The sequence below is a fragment of the Methanocaldococcus infernus ME genome (assembly GCF_000092305.1).
Lineage (GTDB): Archaea > AGJL01 > Methanococci > Methanococcales > Methanocaldococcaceae > Methanocaldococcus > Methanocaldococcus infernus.
Window position 1 is genome coordinate 810,222 of the sequence record NC_014122.1, and the last position, 16,643, is coordinate 826,864.

At 34.1% G+C, this 16,643-nt stretch carries 16 protein-coding genes, 2 pseudogenes and 1 CRISPR repeat array; of the genes and pseudogenes, 10 read left to right on the plus strand and 8 right to left on the minus strand.

Annotated elements, in window-relative coordinates; all coding sequences use genetic code 11:
- Positions 1–1,275, minus strand: coding sequence for an isopropylmalate/citramalate isomerase large subunit (gene leuC, locus METIN_RS04510; protein ID WP_013100316.1), 1,275 nt, complete (start codon positions 1,273–1,275; stop codon positions 1–3).
- A gap of 56 nt (positions 1,276–1,331) precedes the next feature.
- On the minus strand, positions 1,332–3,092 hold the full coding sequence (locus METIN_RS04515) for a beta-propeller domain-containing protein (protein ID WP_013100317.1): 1,761 nt from the start codon (positions 3,090–3,092) through the stop codon (positions 1,332–1,334).
- An 87-nt stretch (positions 3,093–3,179) separates the two neighbouring features.
- Between METIN_RS04515 and mch the strand changes: the two genes are divergently transcribed.
- Complete coding sequence (gene mch / locus METIN_RS04520; protein WP_013100318.1) at positions 3,180–4,154, plus strand: methenyltetrahydromethanopterin cyclohydrolase; 975 nt, start codon at positions 3,180–3,182, stop codon at positions 4,152–4,154.
- On the opposite strand, the gene METIN_RS04525 is transcribed toward mch, so the two are convergent.
- Genes METIN_RS04525 through METIN_RS04535 form a run of 3 tightly spaced genes read right to left on the minus strand, consistent with a single transcriptional unit; the run spans position 4,146 to position 7,736 of the window.
- Entirely contained in the window at positions 4,146–4,655 is a 510-nt protein-coding gene (locus METIN_RS04525; RefSeq protein WP_013100319.1) for an adenylate kinase family protein, read from the minus strand. The two genes, mch and METIN_RS04525, sit on opposite strands and share 9 nt — an antisense overlap.
- A 2-nt stretch (positions 4,656–4,657) precedes the next feature.
- Positions 4,658–5,950, minus strand: coding sequence for a glycoside hydrolase family 57 protein (locus METIN_RS04530; protein WP_013100320.1), 1,293 nt, complete (start codon positions 5,948–5,950; stop codon positions 4,658–4,660).
- Between the two features lie 19 nt (positions 5,951–5,969).
- Positions 5,970–7,736 carry a glycoside hydrolase family 15 protein gene (locus METIN_RS04535; protein ID WP_013100321.1) on the minus strand — a complete coding sequence of 589 codons (1,767 nt, stop codon included), beginning with the start codon at positions 7,734–7,736 and terminating at the stop codon, positions 5,970–5,972.
- 37 nt (positions 7,737–7,773) lie between these two features.
- On the opposite strand from METIN_RS04535, the gene dcd reads away from it, so the two are divergent.
- The 4 genes and pseudogenes from dcd to METIN_RS04555 form a co-directional block, all read left to right on the plus strand.
- Positions 7,774–8,370, plus strand: coding sequence for a dCTP deaminase (gene dcd / locus METIN_RS04540; RefSeq protein WP_013100322.1), 597 nt, complete (start codon positions 7,774–7,776; stop codon positions 8,368–8,370).
- 6 nt (positions 8,371–8,376) lie between these two features.
- Positions 8,377–9,240, plus strand: coding sequence for a hydroxymethylbilane synthase (gene hemC / locus METIN_RS04545; protein WP_013100323.1), 864 nt, complete (start codon positions 8,377–8,379; stop codon positions 9,238–9,240).
- Positions 9,222–10,139, plus strand: a complete 918-nt coding sequence (mmp11, locus tag METIN_RS04550) for a methanogenesis marker protein 11 (RefSeq protein ID WP_013100324.1) — start codon at positions 9,222–9,224, stop codon at positions 10,137–10,139. The genes hemC and mmp11 overlap by 19 nt, the downstream gene beginning before the upstream one ends.
- A gap of 11 nt (positions 10,140–10,150) precedes the next feature.
- Positions 10,151–10,570 (plus strand): annotated as a pseudogene (locus METIN_RS04555) (ATP-binding protein); the annotation flags it as partial.
- A gap of 1 nt (position 10,571) precedes the next feature.
- Here METIN_RS04555 and METIN_RS04560 read toward each other — a convergent pair.
- Positions 10,572–11,039: an IS1 family transposase gene (locus tag METIN_RS04560; protein WP_157198820.1), complete on the minus strand. Its 468-nt coding sequence runs from the start codon at positions 11,037–11,039 to the stop codon at positions 10,572–10,574.
- A complete protein-coding gene (locus METIN_RS07835; RefSeq protein ID WP_449288507.1) occupies positions 11,002–11,313 on the minus strand; it encodes an IS1/IS1595 family N-terminal zinc-binding domain-containing protein in 312 nt (103 codons plus the stop codon). Before METIN_RS07835 ends, METIN_RS04560 begins: the two co-directional genes overlap by 38 nt.
- Before the next feature lie 32 nt (positions 11,314–11,345).
- Between METIN_RS07835 and METIN_RS04570 the strand changes: the two are divergent.
- Positions 11,346–11,936 (plus strand): annotated as a pseudogene (locus METIN_RS04570) (ATP-binding protein); the annotation flags it as partial.
- A 5-nt stretch (positions 11,937–11,941) separates the two neighbouring features.
- On the opposite strand, the gene METIN_RS04575 reads toward METIN_RS04570, so the two are convergent.
- The gene (locus METIN_RS04575; RefSeq protein WP_013100325.1) at positions 11,942–12,766 is read right to left on the minus strand and encodes a F420-dependent methylenetetrahydromethanopterin dehydrogenase; all 825 of its coding nucleotides are present in this window, start codon (positions 12,764–12,766) and stop codon (positions 11,942–11,944) included.
- An 88-nt stretch (positions 12,767–12,854) separates the two neighbouring features.
- On the opposite strand from METIN_RS04575, the gene METIN_RS04580 reads away from it, so the two are divergent.
- The 4 genes from METIN_RS04580 to METIN_RS04595 are packed head-to-tail and all read left to right on the plus strand — an operon-like array spanning position 12,855 to position 15,593.
- On the plus strand, positions 12,855–13,718 hold the full coding sequence (locus METIN_RS04580; RefSeq protein ID WP_013100326.1) for a ribose-phosphate diphosphokinase: 864 nt from the start codon (positions 12,855–12,857) through the stop codon (positions 13,716–13,718).
- A gap of 2 nt (positions 13,719–13,720) precedes the next feature.
- Positions 13,721–14,092, plus strand: coding sequence for a ribosome assembly RNA-binding protein YhbY (yhbY, locus tag METIN_RS04585; protein ID WP_013100327.1), 372 nt, complete (start codon positions 13,721–13,723; stop codon positions 14,090–14,092).
- Between the two features lie 5 nt (positions 14,093–14,097).
- Positions 14,098–15,000 (plus strand): signal peptide peptidase SppA, encoded by a 903-nt coding sequence (gene sppA / locus METIN_RS04590; protein WP_013100328.1) that lies wholly within the window; start codon positions 14,098–14,100, stop codon positions 14,998–15,000.
- 2 nt (positions 15,001–15,002) lie between these two features.
- A complete protein-coding gene (locus METIN_RS04595) occupies positions 15,003–15,593 on the plus strand; it encodes a DJ-1/PfpI/YhbO family deglycase/protease (protein WP_013100329.1) in 591 nt (196 codons plus the stop codon).
- Positions 15,594–15,795: 202 nt separating this feature from the next.
- Positions 15,796–16,581: a CRISPR direct-repeat array (repeat unit 30 nt; unit sequence GTTTCCATCCCCTTAGGGGCGTTATTTTAC).
- Positions 16,582–16,643: the final 62 nt, after the last annotated feature.

Genomic DNA, 16,643 nt, shown 5'->3' on the forward strand with positions numbered 1-16,643 from the left:
TTAAAGATCTCTTGGATCTACCAACTCTCCTTTAACAGCACAGGCTGCTGCTGTGATAGGAGAAGCTAAGTAAATCTCAGCTTCTAAAGAGCCTTGTCTACCTCTAAAGTTTCTGTTTGATGTTGAAACACAAACCTCTCCTGGACCTAAGACTCCATATAGAGAGCCCATACAGGCTGAGCATGATGGGTTAGTTACAACACAGCCATATTTTATAAACTTCTCAATGATTCCCTCTTTTAAAGCTTTTAAATACTCTTCCCTTGATGCTGGAGTTACTATAACCCTTACATCCTCAGCTATGCCTCCATGTTTTTCTATAACATTAATAGCCATTCTTAAGTCTTCAAGTCTTCCATTTGTACAGCTTCCTATAAAGACTTGATCAATTGGCTTCCCAGCAACTTCCCTACACTGTTTAACATTATCTACATTATGAGGACAGGCAAAGACAGGCTCTATTTTATCAGCCTCAATCTCATAAACCTCTGAGAATTCAGCATCTTCATCTCCTTTTATTGGCTTAAACTCTCTTAAAGTTCCATGCTTCTCCATAGCTTCCTTAACATAGTTTATAGTTTTCTCATCAGGCTCAATTATTCCAGTTTTTCCTCCCATCTCTATAGCCATGTTTGTCATTGTCATTCTAGAGGCTATACTCATATTTTTAACAGTTTCTCCTCCAAATTGGCAAGCCTTATATGTAGCCCCATCAACTCCTACCTCTCCTATGATTGAGAGGATAACATCTTTTGAAGTTACATAGGGCTTTAACTCTCCTGTTATGTTGAAATAGATGGTTTCAGGAACCTTAAACCAAAGCTCTCCAGTGGCAAAGACATGGGCCATATCTGTAGAGCCTATTCCAGTGGCAAAGGCTCCAAGGGCTCCATGTGTACAAGTGTGAGAATCTGCTCCAACTAAAACCTCTCCTGGAGCTACATGCCCCTTCTCTGGAAGAACTTGATGACAAACTCCTTCCCTAATGTCATAGAAATACTTTATATTTTGCTCTTTAACAAAGTTTCTCATTAATATGTGGTTTTCTGCAGCTTTTATACTGTCAGCAGGAACTTGATGGTCAAATAAAATAACTATCTTCTCATTGTCCCAAACTTTCTCTATGTTATATTTTTTTAGGGTGTTAACTGTTAAAGGCCCTGTAATGTCATGAACCATAGCTCTATCAATCTTAGCCATCACTATATCTCCAGGAGAAACCTCCTTCTTCCCTGAAGCTCTTGCTAAAATTTTTTCAACTATTGTCATTCCCATTTTTTCACCTCAAAGATTTTAGAAATAATTTAAAATTTGGAGAGGATATATAATTTTTATAGTGAGATTTTATTAACCAACTTAAAGTTATTTTCATCAACAACATGAAGCTCATTGTAGGAGATAATATAGAGATAGTCATCAATATATAAAGCTCTCAGAACCTCTGAGTTATGTACATCAACAAATTTTAAAGATATATTATTATTGTTTATTTTAAAAACATAAGCTTTTTTTCCTACTGGAATAACCAATATTCTTTTCTCCTCATCCCAGAAAAAGGCATGATGCTCATATAAAGCCCTTGACCAAAACTCATCAATTATAAACTTATCAAGCTCTTTAGGGCTACTAAAGTTAGAGACATCATAAAGAGAAATCTTTATCCTACCATTATCCTTTCCAATTCCTATAATCTTATCCTTCCCTATAGGATGTAAATAGGTTGAATAACCCTCAATTTTTAGCTCTCCCAAAATCCTTAAATTCTTCAAATCAACAACATATAAAGGATCTTTCTCTCTGTAAGTTATAATATAGGCTCTATCTTTAACAAATCTAACAGCATATATTCTCTTTCCTTTTGAGATATTCTCAATCTTCCCAACAACTTTTAAATCTTTATCTAAGATGTAAATACTATTTTTTGTCTTCTCCCTCAATCTCCAAATATCTCCTATGGTTGTAGCTATTCTAAAGTATCCTTCATACTCATCCATAGAGAATTGATTAAGAACCTTTCCAGGGATTTTAGTGCTTGCCATACTAAAGTTATTTAAATTAATCTTTAAAATTCCAGTCCCTTCCAACTTTTCTATATTCTCCTCTAAATACTTGTTGAACCCTTTCTCTATCTCTTCCATAAGCCTATTTCTCTCTTCCAAGGGAAGGGATGAGAGATAGCTATTTATTATTTTCCTTATTTGGATATATTTAGGATATGGATCAAAAAGTTTATCCTCATAAACCTCTTTTATCCTCTCAGCAACATCTTTAGGAAAATATTTATCCCTATACTTGTAAATGAAGTTAATATACAACCAATACTCCTTTGGAGCCAAGTAATAGGTGAAGTATAGGTTATTTTTTGACATATACATGTTAGTTTTATATCCAGCAGCTAAGGATATAAGGTTCTTAACCTTCCCAGTTCTTCCATTTATCTTAGAGATTATGTAAGTATAGCTATAATCTAAGTCATAATAGCTTGGGGCCAGTGGGACATAAAGCTTAGCTTTAACATTGTTCCAAACAATAGGATAGTTAAGATTGTGTTTTCTTACAACTAAATAGATATCTCCCTTGTAAAACCTTGAGCTTACATAACTTCCATTCAAGGTTAAGTTCCAGATAAGTTTAGGATCTTTAGGATTTGAGACATTGTAAGCATACATCTCTCTATTTCCAATGATAATTAAGCTCTTATTAAAATAGTATAATTTCCCTCCCTTGGAAATATTGGAGAGAACTGTTAAGTTATTTGGAGGATAGGCTTTTATAATGTAAGTTCTCTCCACTAATGGATATCCAATTTTAAAAATTCTGTAAATTAGTTCCTTTGAGTAATATATATGCTCTCCATCACACTTTACTATGTCAGCTTCATCAACTCCTGGAACTTGGACATTTGTTTTAGAATATCTTTCAGCCTTTACTGTAACACTTTTAACCTCATAAACCTCTTGAAAAGCTTTTATTTTCTTTATTATCTCTTCATTGGCTAAAACTACTTTAAAATCATCTACTTCTTCCTCTGAGTTAAAGCATCCTAATAATAACCCAAAAATTATTAAAATAGGGGCTATTAATTTATTCATAAGCCATCACCAAAAAAAGATTTAGAAAGTATTAAATAAATTTTGTTTGTTAAGTATCTATAAAATTAACCTTCAAAGAGTGAGAATATGATAAGTGTCAATAAAGAGGCTTACAAAGTAGTCCAGAAGATGATAGAAAATAAAGAGCTTTTAAATATAGAGGTTGTTAAGTTAGAAAATGGGGCCACTGTTTTAGACTGTGGAATAAATGCCTTAGGAAGCTGGGAAGCTGGGAAGTTATTTACAAAGGTTTGCTTAGGTGGATTGGCAAAGGTTTCCATCTCTCCATCTCCATGTGAATGTAAGGGGTTAAATTTACCTTATGTTAAGGTTTTAACATCACATCCAGCCATCTCAACCTTAGGCTCTCAAAAGGCTGGATGGGCTATAAAGGTTGATAAATTCTTTGCCATGGGTTCTGGACCAGCAAGAGCTTTAGCTAAGAAGCCAAAGAAAACCTATGAAGAGATAAACTATGAAGATCATGCTGATATAGCCATCTTATGTTTAGAAACTTCAAAGATGCCAGATGAGAAGGTTGCTGACTACATAGCTAAGGAGTGTAATGTAGAGACTGAAAACCTCTATTTATTAGTGGCTCCAACCTCTTCATTGGTTGGCTCTATACAGATAAGTGGTAGAGTTGTTGAAAATGGAACTTACAAGATGTTAGAAGTTTTAGAATTTGATGTTAATAAGGTTAAGTATGCCTCTGGATTGGCTCCAATTGCTCCTATAGTTGGAGATGACTTCACAATGATGGGAGTAACCAATGATATGGTTCTTTATGGAGGAATTACTCATTACTATATAAAAGCTGATGAAAATGATGACTTAGAAAGCTTATGTAAGGCTCTACCATCCTCATCATCAAAAGACTATGGAAAGCCTTTCTTAGAAGTGTTTAAAGCTGCTGACTATGACTTCTATAAAATAGATAAGGGAATGTTTGCTCCAGCTGTTGTTATGATCAATGACATGACAAATGGAAAGGTTTATAAAGCTGGACATGTGAATGTTGAAATCCTTAAGAAGTCTTTAGGCTATGTTGAGCTATATTAAATAGTCAAAGTATTTCTCTAACCAATTAACTACTCCCTTTCTCTCTTTTCCCTCTTTTATTGCTGAAATTATCTCTTCAACTATCTCCTCTGGCTTTTTATTTGTTGTGTCAATCTCATAAACTTTCCCTTTACTCTCACAAAGACAGACATCTAAGATCTCTGCCTGGACATTCTCTAAAATTTTCTTTTCACTGTAACCTCTCTCCTTTAACCTCTTTTCTATTATCTTAGGGTCACATCTCAACACTATGGTGTAATCAACATCCAGCAAATGAGAGATATGGCCATCAAAGATAACATTATCTTCCTTCTCCAAAGCCTTCTTTAACTTCTCAAAATCTATTAAAAAAGAGTCCATCTCTTCAACATATTCCTTATAAAGCTTATTCTTTTTGACAAAGTCAGTTATGTCTATAACCTTAAATCCTAATCTTTCTCCTAAAATCTTAGAAACTGTCGTCTTCCCAACCCCTGGAGTTCCAGTTATAGCTATTTTCATGGTTACTCAACTATAATATATTTAACATTACTCTCTCTTTTTTTCCTTATACTCTTCTCCTTCTTAACCCTCTCAACTTTAAAATCTTCACTCTCCAAGCTATCCTTTAGCTGTTCTTTAAGGTAGTATTCAAAGTCATACAAGATATTTAAGAAATAGGCATAGGCATCATAAGGAGTATCATAGTGGCTAAAGTAGTTATGAACCTCAAAGTCCCCTAACCCCTTAGTTGAGAGATAGTAGAGATGATCACTTATCTGTAAGGTTTTATAAATCTTATAGATCTTTTCAAAGTTTTTCCCAAACCTCTTTTTATTTTTCTTTATTAACTCTCCAATCTCCTTTAATTTTTCATAGCATATGATTTGCATCTTATTCCCAAGCCATGCACTAACATCTCTCTCAGTGTCAGCCCATGAGATTGTTGAGAATTCATGGACAAATATCTCTCCCTTAGGCTCTAACTTTAAGGTTTCACTAACATTAACAACTTCTAAATGCTCATACTTCCCTATCTCCTGAGGAAGATATCTTAAAAACTCAAAAATTCCAGAATCTTTCCAGTGATGCTCTCCAAAGGTTTCATAGTCCATATAGATGTTTATAAGGTCTCCAGGAGTAACTGAGAGCCAAGCAGCATATTTATCAGCTGTTAAGGGCCACTGATCCCAATCTCTTGCTGAGAATCTAAATCCAATGTCATCACTCAACCTATAGTTTCTTAGCAAGACCTTCATACCATCAGGAGAGCTATATAGATAGTTTGGACTTCTCCACTCTAAAACCTTCTCAGTCCCTTCAGTAAAAATAGCCTCAAAGCCCAAATCTTTAACTATCTTAGCTATCCTATTGTTGTAGATTAGCTCAGTATTTCTAAAAACTCTTGGCTTAAAGTTAAAAACTTCTTTATATAACTTTTTATGCTTCTCAATATCTTCAATAAACTCCTCTTCACTCTCATGTAGGCTTGATAAACTATGATAGTAAGTTTCTCCTATTAACTCAACATTTCCAGTTTTAACCAAATCTTTGAAGAGATCTAAGACATAGTCATTAAACTCCATAGCTTGCTCTATAAAAACTCCACTAATTGAAAAATTAACCTTAAAGTCATAGTCATCAATTAACTCCAATAAAAGGAGATTTGTAGGGATATAACAGTTATTGGCTACCTTATTGAACACTTCTTTATTTAATTTTGTATCAACATATCTTTCCCATAAATCCTCCTTCTCTTTTATTTTCTTATTTAGCCTATGTGGCTGATGAACTTCAAAATTAAAGGTTATTAGCATCTCTTATCACTTTGTTATTTTATGGAATAATTATATCTCTCCTCTTAGCTGTATATATAAGGAACATGGCATTACTCCAACCTAAGGGTAGAGCTGAGACTGGAACTCCAAGATCTTTATGAACCTGCTCTGGGAATAGACCTTCAAAGGAATACTTTAGACACCACTTAAACAACTGGTTAGATTTATCTTTATACTTACTAATATTTAAGATTTCATATAACTTCTTATAATATAGAGAGAGCCATAAGGTTGTTATAATCCAAGGATTCCCTCCAAAGTAGCAGTCCTCTGGATATCTTCCAATCCCTCCAACTCTGTAGTTAAAAGCTTTCTCTATAGCTTCAGCTGTTTTAATCATCCTTTCATCTTCAAACTTAACCAAGTTAAAGGGATAGCTTAAACCTAAGATACTTGTATCTATTTCTTCAAATATTGGATTTATAGACTTTAAAAATCTTCCCTTCTCTTCTGAGTAAAGTTTATTAACATCTCTCTTTAACCTCTCTAAACTTCTGTACCAACTCTCATCAATATCCTTATTTAAGCTAATCCCTATTTCAATAGCTGATTTAAGTCCAGCATAGATAGCTCCAGTTGTGTAAGAGAAAACAGCAAACTTTTCCTCCCAGAGATCAAAGCATGGCTTAAATATAGAGTTAGCTAAATAATTCCCAGCTTTCTCAACCATATCCCAGAGTCTCTCCAAGAATTCCTTATTTCCATATAGCCTATTATAGACATTCAAAGCCCAAATCACTGAGCCAGCTTGATCTATCTGCTCTCCTGTTAGTCTTGGCTTTCCATTGACAAAATAATTTTGTAGCCAAGAGCCATTAGGATTCTGAACCTTGGCCATAAATTTAAAGAACCTCTCAGCAGGAAATTTAATTCCATAGAGAAGGAGAGCTATAGCTATATAAGAGCCATCTCTTCCCCAGACATATCTGTAATCTGGATGAAGGGATGGAGAAGCTATAATCCCCCCACTTCTATCAGAGAGAAAGAGAAGGTTTATAAGAGCTTTCTCAATAATTTTTCTATAGCTTAGATATTCTTTATCTATATTTTTTAAGGCATTCTCCAAAACTCTGCTGTAGTAAGTCATGGTAATATTTTTAATATTACTAATCTGATGCTTTATAACCTTCATCTGCTCTAAGGCTATGTCTAAGTTAGACTTATATTGAGAGAGGATAAAAATTTTAAAGTTGTAACTTCTATCTATCTCAAACTCCCAGCATAGGGCACTGTCAGTTAAAACCCCTCTACTTTCATCATTTTCCTTCAAAATACCATTCTCTATATCAATATAGGCACTATCTTTATCATACCTATGCCCACATTGATAAGAGCTTGGCTTTTTACTTGATGAGATTAAGAAAATGTAATCATTGGCTATCTTTACAATATTTCCATCTATATACTTAACTACATTCTCCTTAGGTGGTTCTCCAACTCTTAAGTTTTCATAAAAAAAGAACTTTAGATTTCTCTTTTCTCCAAAATTTTTTATAAAGATATCTTTAATTAGAACATCATGGGAAATTGGAATATAGTCCTTAACAACTATCTCTAAATCTCTACCTTTATAAATACTTTTTAAGTAAAAGTCCTCTAAAACTTGAGAAACTTTAAAGTCCCAGCACCACTTTATATTTTTGTCATAGACAGCAAATAGGCCATCAAAGAAATGGGCTTCATAACCAACATTTGGGTAGAATAAGTATTCCATCTCTCCATAATCTCCAAACTTAATAAGTAATCCAGAATTTCCAAGAATCATTTTAGACTCACCAAAAATTTTGAGGTGTTGGATAACTATGATATTAAGTGACAAAGACATATTAAAAAATATTGAGTCCAAAAATTTAATTATCAAGCCTTTCAATAAGAAACACTTAGGTCCCTGTAGTTATGATGTAACCCTTGGAGATGAATTTATCATATATGAAAGTGAAGTTTATGACTTAACAAAACCCTTAGAATATAAAAAAGTTAAAGTAAAGAACTCTCTTTTAGTCTGTCCTTTAAATTATATTGGAGATGTAGAGAAATTAAAGGAGAAGTATGAAGTTGACTTAGCTGTCAAAGGTGGAATTTTAGGGACAACAAATGAATACATAGAATTACCAAATAACATCTGTGCCCAATATCAAGGAAGAAGTAGCTTAGGGAGAGTTTTTTTAACCTCACATCAAACAGCTGGCTGGATAGATGCTGGCTTTAAGGGAAAGATAACTCTTGAAATAGTGGCCTTTGACAAGCCAGTTATTCTCTATGTTGGGCAAAGAATAGGGCAACTGATCTTTAGCTATCTAAATACCCCAGCTGAGGTTGGCTACTGTGAGAGGAAGATGTCTAAGTATAAAAATCAGAGTTCTGTGCTTCCATCTTTAATACATAGGGACTTTGAGTGATTATAAATGATTATTGGGAGTAGGGGCAGTAAGCTTGCTTTATATCAAGCTAATCTTGTTCTAAAAAAGTTAAAAAGCCTTGGGATTGATGGAGAGGTAAAGATTATAAAAACAAGAGGAGATCAGATAAAAGATAGGGCTTTACATTCCATAGGGATAGGGGTTTTTACTAAAGAGCTTGATCTCTCTCTTTTAAACCATGAGATAGATATAGCTGTCCATAGCTTAAAGGATATTCCAACAGTTTGGAATTCAAGGTTAAGTTATGTTGTTTTAGAAAGAGATTATCCAAATGATTTACTGATTGCCAATAAGGAAGATATTAAAGTAATAGGAACCTCAAGTCTAAGAAGGAGAGCTTTTTTAAAAGAGCTCTATAGAGATGCTGAATTTAAACTCCTAAGGGGGAATGTTGATACAAGATTAAGGAAGTTAAAAGATAATGAGTATGATGCCATAGTTCTCTCTGAAGCAGGGGTTAGGAGGTTAAATATAGATCTCTCAGAGTTTTTAGTTTATAAACTTCCCATTCTCCCAGCCCCTGGGCAAGGGGTTATAGCTGTTGCCTATAGAAAGGAAGATGAGAAAATTAAAAATATCTTGGAGAAAATTAATGATAAAAAGACTTTCTTAGAAACAACTGCTGAGAGAAAGGCTTTAAATGAGCTTGGCTGTGGCTGTCATGTTCCATTTGGAGCCTTTGCTAAGTATGAGGGTAAGAGGTTAATGTTAAAGGTAGCTGTAGCTAATAAAGATAGAGTAATAAAAAAGGAAAGCTCTATATGTTGTGAAGTAGATGAGATAGAGAAAGCTGAAAAATTAGGAGAAAGCTTAGGAAGGGAGTTGAGAAGATGTATAAGAGAGTTGTAGCAATGGTTGATCAGAACTTAGATATGGTTGAAATTGTTGAAGAACATCCATGTCCAAATGGTAGTGAGTGGATCATCTATCAATATAAAAAAACTTCTCCCCTAATCCTCTCAGCTTGGAGAGAGGGAAATAAGCATCATTTTGTAACAAAGATTGGGAAGAGGGAGTTAAACTTAATCCCTTCCTATGCTGCTGCTGGAATTGAGGAGGTTAGTGTTAAAGAAGATAAGGTTTTTATAACCTACTCTGGCCTTGCTGGAGCTGGAGTTGGAGCCATGCTAAGGAAAGGAGCTGAGAATGTTATAGATGTTGAAATCTTAGAAGAGGGTGGAGGTAGTAGATTAGGGAGAAGTAGAGTGATAACTCCAAAAATGGAGAAGGTTATTATAGGGATAGATGACACTGACACAAAGGAGAAAGGAGCTACATGGGTTTTAGCCCATGAAATAGGGTTAGAGGTTGAGAAGGAAGGTTATGGTTATTACTTGGATCATACAATTGTCCAACTCTACCCAGGAAATCCTGACAAAACACAGAATTGTGTTTCCATAGCCTTAAGTTTTGCCATAAAGCCAGAGTATAAGTATAAGATAGAGAGGTTTGTAAAAAAACTCTTAGAGGAGAAGACTCTTTCAGACAATACTGCTATGGCTGTTTATTATGGCCTATTCCCATCAAAGAGTATGAGACTATTTAGCTTAAAGGCTAAGAAAGAGATGGTTAGCTTAGAAGAGGCTAAGAGAGTGGCACTAATAAATAATATTTCCTTACATAAAATAACTGGAGAAAAGGGAATTATTGGAGCTGTAGCAGCCTTAGGATTGGCTGAATATCACTGTATAGCCCCTAAGTTGTATGAGGATGTTGAAAAAATGATAAGAGAAAAAAGAATTATTTGAAGGTTTTAGTTATGAAATTCTACAATAGAGAGAAAGAAGTTAGATATCTAAAAACTTACTGTCAATTAGAGCCAAACTCTATTTTATTCGTTTATGGCCCTAAATCTTCTGGAAAATCTACAGTAATAAGGAGAGTTATTAAAGAGCTTGAAGATAGTGATATCGTATTTTTCTATTATAATTTAAGAGAGTACGCTACACCAACAAAGGAAGAGTTTTTAAGTATTTTCTTTGAAAAAGGGAAGAAGTATGTTAGGAATGAGTTAATGATAGATGTAAAAGTGTTTAAATTTGCTACAGAAAAAGAATGGGATGAAAATATAAAATTAAATGATGTCTTTAGAAAAATCAAAGAGAACATAAATACTGTCGTAAAAGAGGGAAAAAAACCGGTTTTAGTTATAGACGAGCTTCAAAAGTTAAAGAATATGGTCATGTACCAAATTTTGATATAATGTCTTTATTATAAAAATATACCAATAAATCGATAATAATATTATGCATTTCCATAGACTTAGAATATCGAATACCTCTTCTAACTAATCTTGCACATGAATTTCTAAATGTTAAGAAGGTTCTTTCTACCCGTCTTGTATATTCCTTACCAATTTTATGTCTTTCGTTAGGAAGTATGTTGTAAGCTTTCCATTTATCGGTATAGAATGTACATTTATCCAATACTTTCTTAGGAATTTCTTTAAGAAGTTTTTTAAGCGATTTGTCTGATCTATCGCCAGTTTTATGCGCTATGATTAGTCCAGTATTTTTATCGACTGCTATCCATATCCACACTTTATTATCCTTAGATCTAACGAAAGAATGCATTTCATCTATTTCTAAATGTATTTGGTTCATATTAAGTTTAATTTTCCTGTTCGCATTGTTTAGTTTTTTTAAAATCTTTAATCCACCTAAGTATTGTAGTTGTACTTAGTTTAAATACTCTACCGGCTTGTCTAATCCCTAAACCCTCAAAAACTACACTTCTAACAACTTTTTCTTTAAAACTATCGGAATATCTAGGAGCTTTAGATTCTTCAACAAATCGTCTCTTACATTTTTTACACAAATACATCTGCCTAACTCCGTATTTCTCTGACTTGTGCTTTCCTGCCTTAACGACTTTATCCGAATTACAATATTTACACCTGATCATAAGAAAAATATATATCATAAATGATATATATCAATTGCGCGTACATGACCAAGAATATTTACTTCAATGGAGAAAAATCTTTATTAAACGAGCTATTTAACTTATTCGTCTCTCTAACCAAGATGGAACATCTTTCCCATGTCATCTGCTTAACTTCTGACACTCTATTTATTGAAGAAATATACCAAAACTCTACATTAGAAAACGCTTCCGAATACTATTTAATTGATTGGTTAGAAAAAGAAGACATTAAAAAAATCTTAAAAGAAGAGAACTTCAGTGAAGAGGAGATAGATTACGCTATAAACTACCTCTCTTTACCATATGAAATAACCGAGTTAATAAATAATAAAAAGCTTGGCTTAACAGTTGAAGAAACTATAAAAAAGTGGATAAATATTGAAAGAGATAAATTAATTTACTTATTAAAGACAAACAGAGAGAGGAAAGAAAACCTATTAAGAGTTTTAAATAAATTTAAAAACAGTATTGAAGTGAATATTGACAACTTTGAAGATGAAATTTTTGAAGACACTAAATTTCTAATAAAAAATGAAATTCTCTTCTATGACATTATTAACGGCATAATAAAGCCAACATCAATAAAAAAATGGTATGCTATAAAGAAATTATTAAAATAAAATTCTTACTGAGGCTTCTCTAATAATTTTCTTTTACTTAATATTCTCCCATCCTTAGCATGTGGTTTTCTACTAACCATATCTGTAGCTTTCTCTAACTCTCTTGCCTCATCTGCTAACTTGGCAGCCTGTCTTAAGAGTTCATGGGCTGAAGCTGCTAATATAATATATCTCTCAGGCTCCTTAACCATAAAGCAGGCTTTAACATCTATATTAGCTACTTCTTCAGCCATATTGTAAGAGGCTATAGCCTTAGCTTTAGCATAAGGATTGGAATATTCCATTCTTTCAACAGCTTTCTCAGCATCAACAACTATCCTTGGAAGTTCAGGCTCTTTACCTTCTTTAATATATTCTATAACTCTATCAATTTCCTCCTGAACTAATCTAACAACTCCTGTAACAGCCAAAACTTTTAATATATCTGAATTAAATAAAGCTACTTCAGTAGGGTCTAAAAATTCTCTCCTTGCCCCTATCATTGGGTCTCCTTTTATTAAGATGTAACCCAATCCCTCTTTCTCCATCTCATCTTTAACCTTAATACCTGGAGCATCTCCTATAATGATAGATGGGATTTTACATTCACTTAATAACTCTCTTGCCTTCCTTGGCCCAGGAGCTGCAGGATTTGGCCCAATATAAATAATAAGATCAGGTTTCTCCTCAATCATCTTCTTAACAACATATTCAACAGATTCAGGATTCATCTTAGCTCCACTACCATAGACTAAAACATTTATATCTCTTTCAGCTCTTTCATCTAAGGCTAAATCTACAACTAAAGAGGTTCCAATATTTCCACACTTAACAATTCCAACTTTAACCATACTCTCACTTAAAAAAGTTTTATGACATAACTTATAATACTATTAGTTTAACTTAATAATATAAAAAGATTCTTTGAGGTGGTAATTAATGATTATAGTACCAGGAAGTAAAAGTCAAGAGTTAGCTTACAAAGTTTCTAAAGCCTTAGATGTTGAGATGGCAAGGGTTGAGTTTAAGAGATTTCCAGACAATGAGATATATGTTAGAATCTTGAGTGAAGTTAATGAAGATGAAGCTGTAATAGTAAGTACTCAAAGGGAGCAAAATGATGCTATAGTTGAAGCTATTCTATTAGCTGATGCCTTAAAAGAATGTGGTGTTAAAGAAATAACCTTAGTAGCTCCTTACTTAGCCTATGCAAGGCAGGATAAGCTGTTTAATCCTGGAGAAGCTATTAGTATAAGAGCCTTGGCTAAGATATACTCAAATATATTTGATAGAGTTATAACTATAAATCCACATGAAGAACATATAAAGGAGTTCTTCACAATTCCATTTATATCAGGAGATGCTGTTCCAAAGTTGGCTGAGTATGTTAAAGATAAATTAAATGATCCTATTGTCCTTGGCCCTGACCAAGGAGCTTTAAGATTTGCCAAGGTTGCTGCTGAAGTCTTAGGGACAGAGTATGACTACTTAGAGAAGACAAGAATAAGCCCAACAGAGATTAAAATAGCTCCTAAAAGCTTAGATGTTAAAGATAGAGACGTGTTAATTGTTGATGACATCATCTCAACAGGTGGAACTGTAGCAACAGCTGCCAAGATGTTGAAAGAGCAGGGAGCTAATGAAATAATAGCAGCCTGTGTTCATCCAGTGTTAATAGGAGATGCTCTCAACAAGCTTTACTTCTCAGGGATTAAGGAAGTTGTTGGAACTAATACATTCTCATCAGAGGTTAGTAGAGTAGATGTTTCAGAAGTTATTGCCAAGCTTATTAAAGAGGGATAAGTATGAGATTAACAGGAAAGATGAAGAGAATTTTAAGGGCTAAGGCTCATCACTTAGAGCCAGTAGTTTGGGTTGGAAAAGAAGGAAGTGATAAAGTCATTAAAGAAGTTGATAGGCAGTTAGAGGCAAGAGGGTTAATAAAGGTTAAGGTTAGAAAAGCAGCTTTATTATATGAAGATAAGGAAGAGATAGCTAACAAGTTAGCCAAGGAAACAGATTCAGAGGTTGTCAGTGTTATTGGTAATGTGATAACCCTATTTAGACCAAGAGAAGGATGGAAAAAATATTTAGCTAAGAAGCCAAAGAAGGTTAAGAAGAAAGAGGAAGAAGCTATAAGATTATTTGAAAAGTTCAAGAAAAAGGTTTTAAAGTGATGTAAATGAGAAAAATAGTTCTTCTCATTATTATTCTTTTTATTCTTTTAGTTGTGTCAATATCAGCTCTTATTTTAATGCCCTTTAACTTTGGAGGGAAGATAGCTAAAGTTTATTTGTGCAATGAAATTTATTATGACTATTCTCCCTCTGGCTTCTTTGAGAAAAAGAGAGATGCTAACTATTATATTAACCTATTAGATAAGTTAGAGAAAGATAAGAGTGTTAAAGGAGTACTTTTAATTATTAACTCTCCTGGTGGAGAGGTTGTAGCAAGTGAAGAGCTGGCTAAGAAGGTGAAGGAAGTTTCAGAAAAAAAGCCTGTTGTTGCTTACATACAAACCATAGGAGCCTCTGGAGCTTACATGGTAGCAAGCTCTTCTAACTACATAGTGGCTCAGAGACACTCAGTTGTTGGAAGCATAGGGGTTAGAATGGACATTATCCATTTTTATGGACTGATGAAGAAGTTGGGGATTAATGTAACAACCATAAAGGCTGGGAAATATAAGGATATAGGCTCCCCTTACAGGCCAATGACTCCTGAAGAGAAGAAAATTTTAGAGAAAATGATAAATGAAACATACAACTACTTTATTATGTGGGTAGCTAAAAATAGGAATTTATCAATTAATTATACAAAGAAGATAGCTGAGGGTAAGATATACTTAGGAGAGGATGCTAAAAAAGTTGGTTTGGTTGATGAGGTTGGAGATGAAGAAGTGGCTTTAAAAAAGCTGGAAGAGTTGGCAAATGTTACAAACCCAACAATTGAAGAATATGGCTTAAGTGAAACCTCTGGCTTCTTTGGCTTAGACTTAGAGAGATTAGCTTACTACTTTGGATATGGTGTTGGAAAAGGATTATCCTCAGTATTTAAAGAGTTAAATGTCAAAATTGAGGGTTAGCTATGAAAAAGTATTTATTTATTATTATTTTCTTTGTGCTATTAAGTATGTGCATAAATAATAAGGTTGAGAGTATGAAGGGAAAAATATTGATGGTTATAGCTCCTGAAAACTTTAGGGATGAAGAGCTATTTGAGCCTATGGCTGTCTTTGAAAATAATGGTTATGCTGTTGATATAGCATCCACAAAAAAAGGAGTTTGTAAGGGAATGCTTGGAGCTGAGGTTAAGGTAAATTTAACAATAGATGAGGTTGATCCTAAAAACTATGTGGCTATAGTAATTATTGGAGGTACAGGGTCTCCAAAGTACTTATGGCATAATGAAAAACTAATTAACCTTGTTAAAGAATTCTATGAGGAAAATAAGACTGTAGCAGCTATCTGCTTGTCTCCTGTTGTCTTAGCAGAGGCTGGGATTTTAAAGGGTAAGGAAGCTACAGTTTTTCCAGCTAAGGAAGCCTTGGAGGAGTTTAAAAAGTATGGAGTTAAGTATGTTGATAAGGGAGTAGTTAGAGTTGATAAAATAGTCACTGCAAAATCTCCCGACTATGCGAGGGTTTTTGGCTTAGAGGTTTTAAAAACTTTAGAATAAGCTTAAAAAAAGGGGATGATGATACATCGATGTTCTGATTTTGTGATGATCACGCCCTTCACTGACCCTTTTTTATGTTAAACTTTTAGTTGTTTCTGTTAAAAACTATTTTTTGTGATGTTTATTTTATTTCTACTTCTTCTTAAGGGGCGTTATTTTACGTCATTGTGATAAAATCCAAAAGATGTTTGATAGTAATAGAGCTTCCATCCCCTTAGGGGCGTTATTTTACTGATTTGATGGAGAAAGAAGCATTTAATTATTTCAGAGATGTTTCCATCCCCTAAGGGGCGTTATTTTACGGGAGCATTTTTGAAAAAGACGAAAGGCTAAGGTGGAAAGATGGTTTCCCTCCCCTTAGGGGCGTTATTTTACGAAAATTGAAAGTAATTTACCTTTACAAGTTATTTCGTTTCCATCCCCTTAGGGGCGTTATTTTACTTAAAGCAATTGACAGTAGATGACTTCAATGCCGTTGTTTCCATCCCCTTAGGGGCGTTATTTTACAAATAAGGAAGGGGTAAAAGTCATAGAAATAGGAAGGGAGATTGTTTCCATCCCCTTAGGGGCGTTATTTTACAGTTATTAGGAACAGGAGTTCAGAAAAGAGTCTCTGCTCCGTTTCCATCCCCTTAGGGGCGTTATTTTACACACAAAAGAAGAGGCTGAGGTTCTTCAGTCTTTGTTTCAGTTTCCATCCCCTTAGGGGCGTTATTTTACGAACCCGTCGTAATGAAAGTTGTGAAACACGATGTCTTGTTTCCATCCCCTTAGGGGCGTTATTTTACTCCAAACTCTCATTCGCTATGTGGAAGAGCACGTTGCACGTTTCCATCCCCTTAGGGGCGTTATTTTACAGGAACTCTCTCACCCTCTGATCTTCCATCATCCTGGTTTCCATCCCCTTAGGGGCGTTATTTTACTACTTGATACCCTAATGAACCTTTTAAACTCTGAAGTTTCCATCCCCTAAGGGGCGTTATTTTACAAGGCAAAATTTTGCTTGTTTATAACATTCGCTCTTATAGTATATAAGCTTTATCCCTAATC

Bases quoted from the DNA above. Each gene is read 5' to 3' on its own strand.
- leuC (WP_013100316.1), bottom strand. From the start codon at position 1,275: ATGGGAATGACAATAGTTGAAAAAATTTTAGCAAGAGCTTCAGGGAAG.
- METIN_RS04515 (WP_013100317.1), bottom strand. From the start codon at position 3,092: ATGAATAAATTAATAGCCCCTATTTTAATAATTTTTGGGTTATTATTA.
- mch (WP_013100318.1), top strand. From the start codon at position 3,180: ATGATAAGTGTCAATAAAGAGGCTTACAAAGTAGTCCAGAAGATGATA.
- METIN_RS04525 (WP_013100319.1), bottom strand. From the start codon at position 4,655: ATGAAAATAGCTATAACTGGAACTCCAGGGGTTGGGAAGACGACAGTT.
- METIN_RS04530 (WP_013100320.1), bottom strand. From the start codon at position 5,950: ATGCTAATAACCTTTAATTTTGAAGTTCATCAGCCACATAGGCTAAAT.
- METIN_RS04535 (WP_013100321.1), bottom strand. From the start codon at position 7,736: ATGATTCTTGGAAATTCTGGATTACTTATTAAGTTTGGAGATTATGGA.
- dcd (WP_013100322.1), top strand. From the start codon at position 7,774: ATGATATTAAGTGACAAAGACATATTAAAAAATATTGAGTCCAAAAAT.
- hemC (WP_013100323.1), top strand. From the start codon at position 8,377: ATGATTATTGGGAGTAGGGGCAGTAAGCTTGCTTTATATCAAGCTAAT.
- mmp11 (WP_013100324.1), top strand. From the start codon at position 9,222: ATGTATAAGAGAGTTGTAGCAATGGTTGATCAGAACTTAGATATGGTT.
- METIN_RS07835 (WP_449288507.1), bottom strand. From the start codon at position 11,313: ATGATATATATTTTTCTTATGATCAGGTGTAAATATTGTAATTCGGAT.
- METIN_RS04575 (WP_013100325.1), bottom strand. From the start codon at position 12,766: ATGGTTAAAGTTGGAATTGTTAAGTGTGGAAATATTGGAACCTCTTTA.
- METIN_RS04580 (WP_013100326.1), top strand. From the start codon at position 12,855: ATGATTATAGTACCAGGAAGTAAAAGTCAAGAGTTAGCTTACAAAGTT.
- yhbY (WP_013100327.1), top strand. From the start codon at position 13,721: ATGAGATTAACAGGAAAGATGAAGAGAATTTTAAGGGCTAAGGCTCAT.
- sppA (WP_013100328.1), top strand. From the start codon at position 14,098: ATGAGAAAAATAGTTCTTCTCATTATTATTCTTTTTATTCTTTTAGTT.
- METIN_RS04595 (WP_013100329.1), top strand. From the start codon at position 15,003: ATGAAAAAGTATTTATTTATTATTATTTTCTTTGTGCTATTAAGTATG.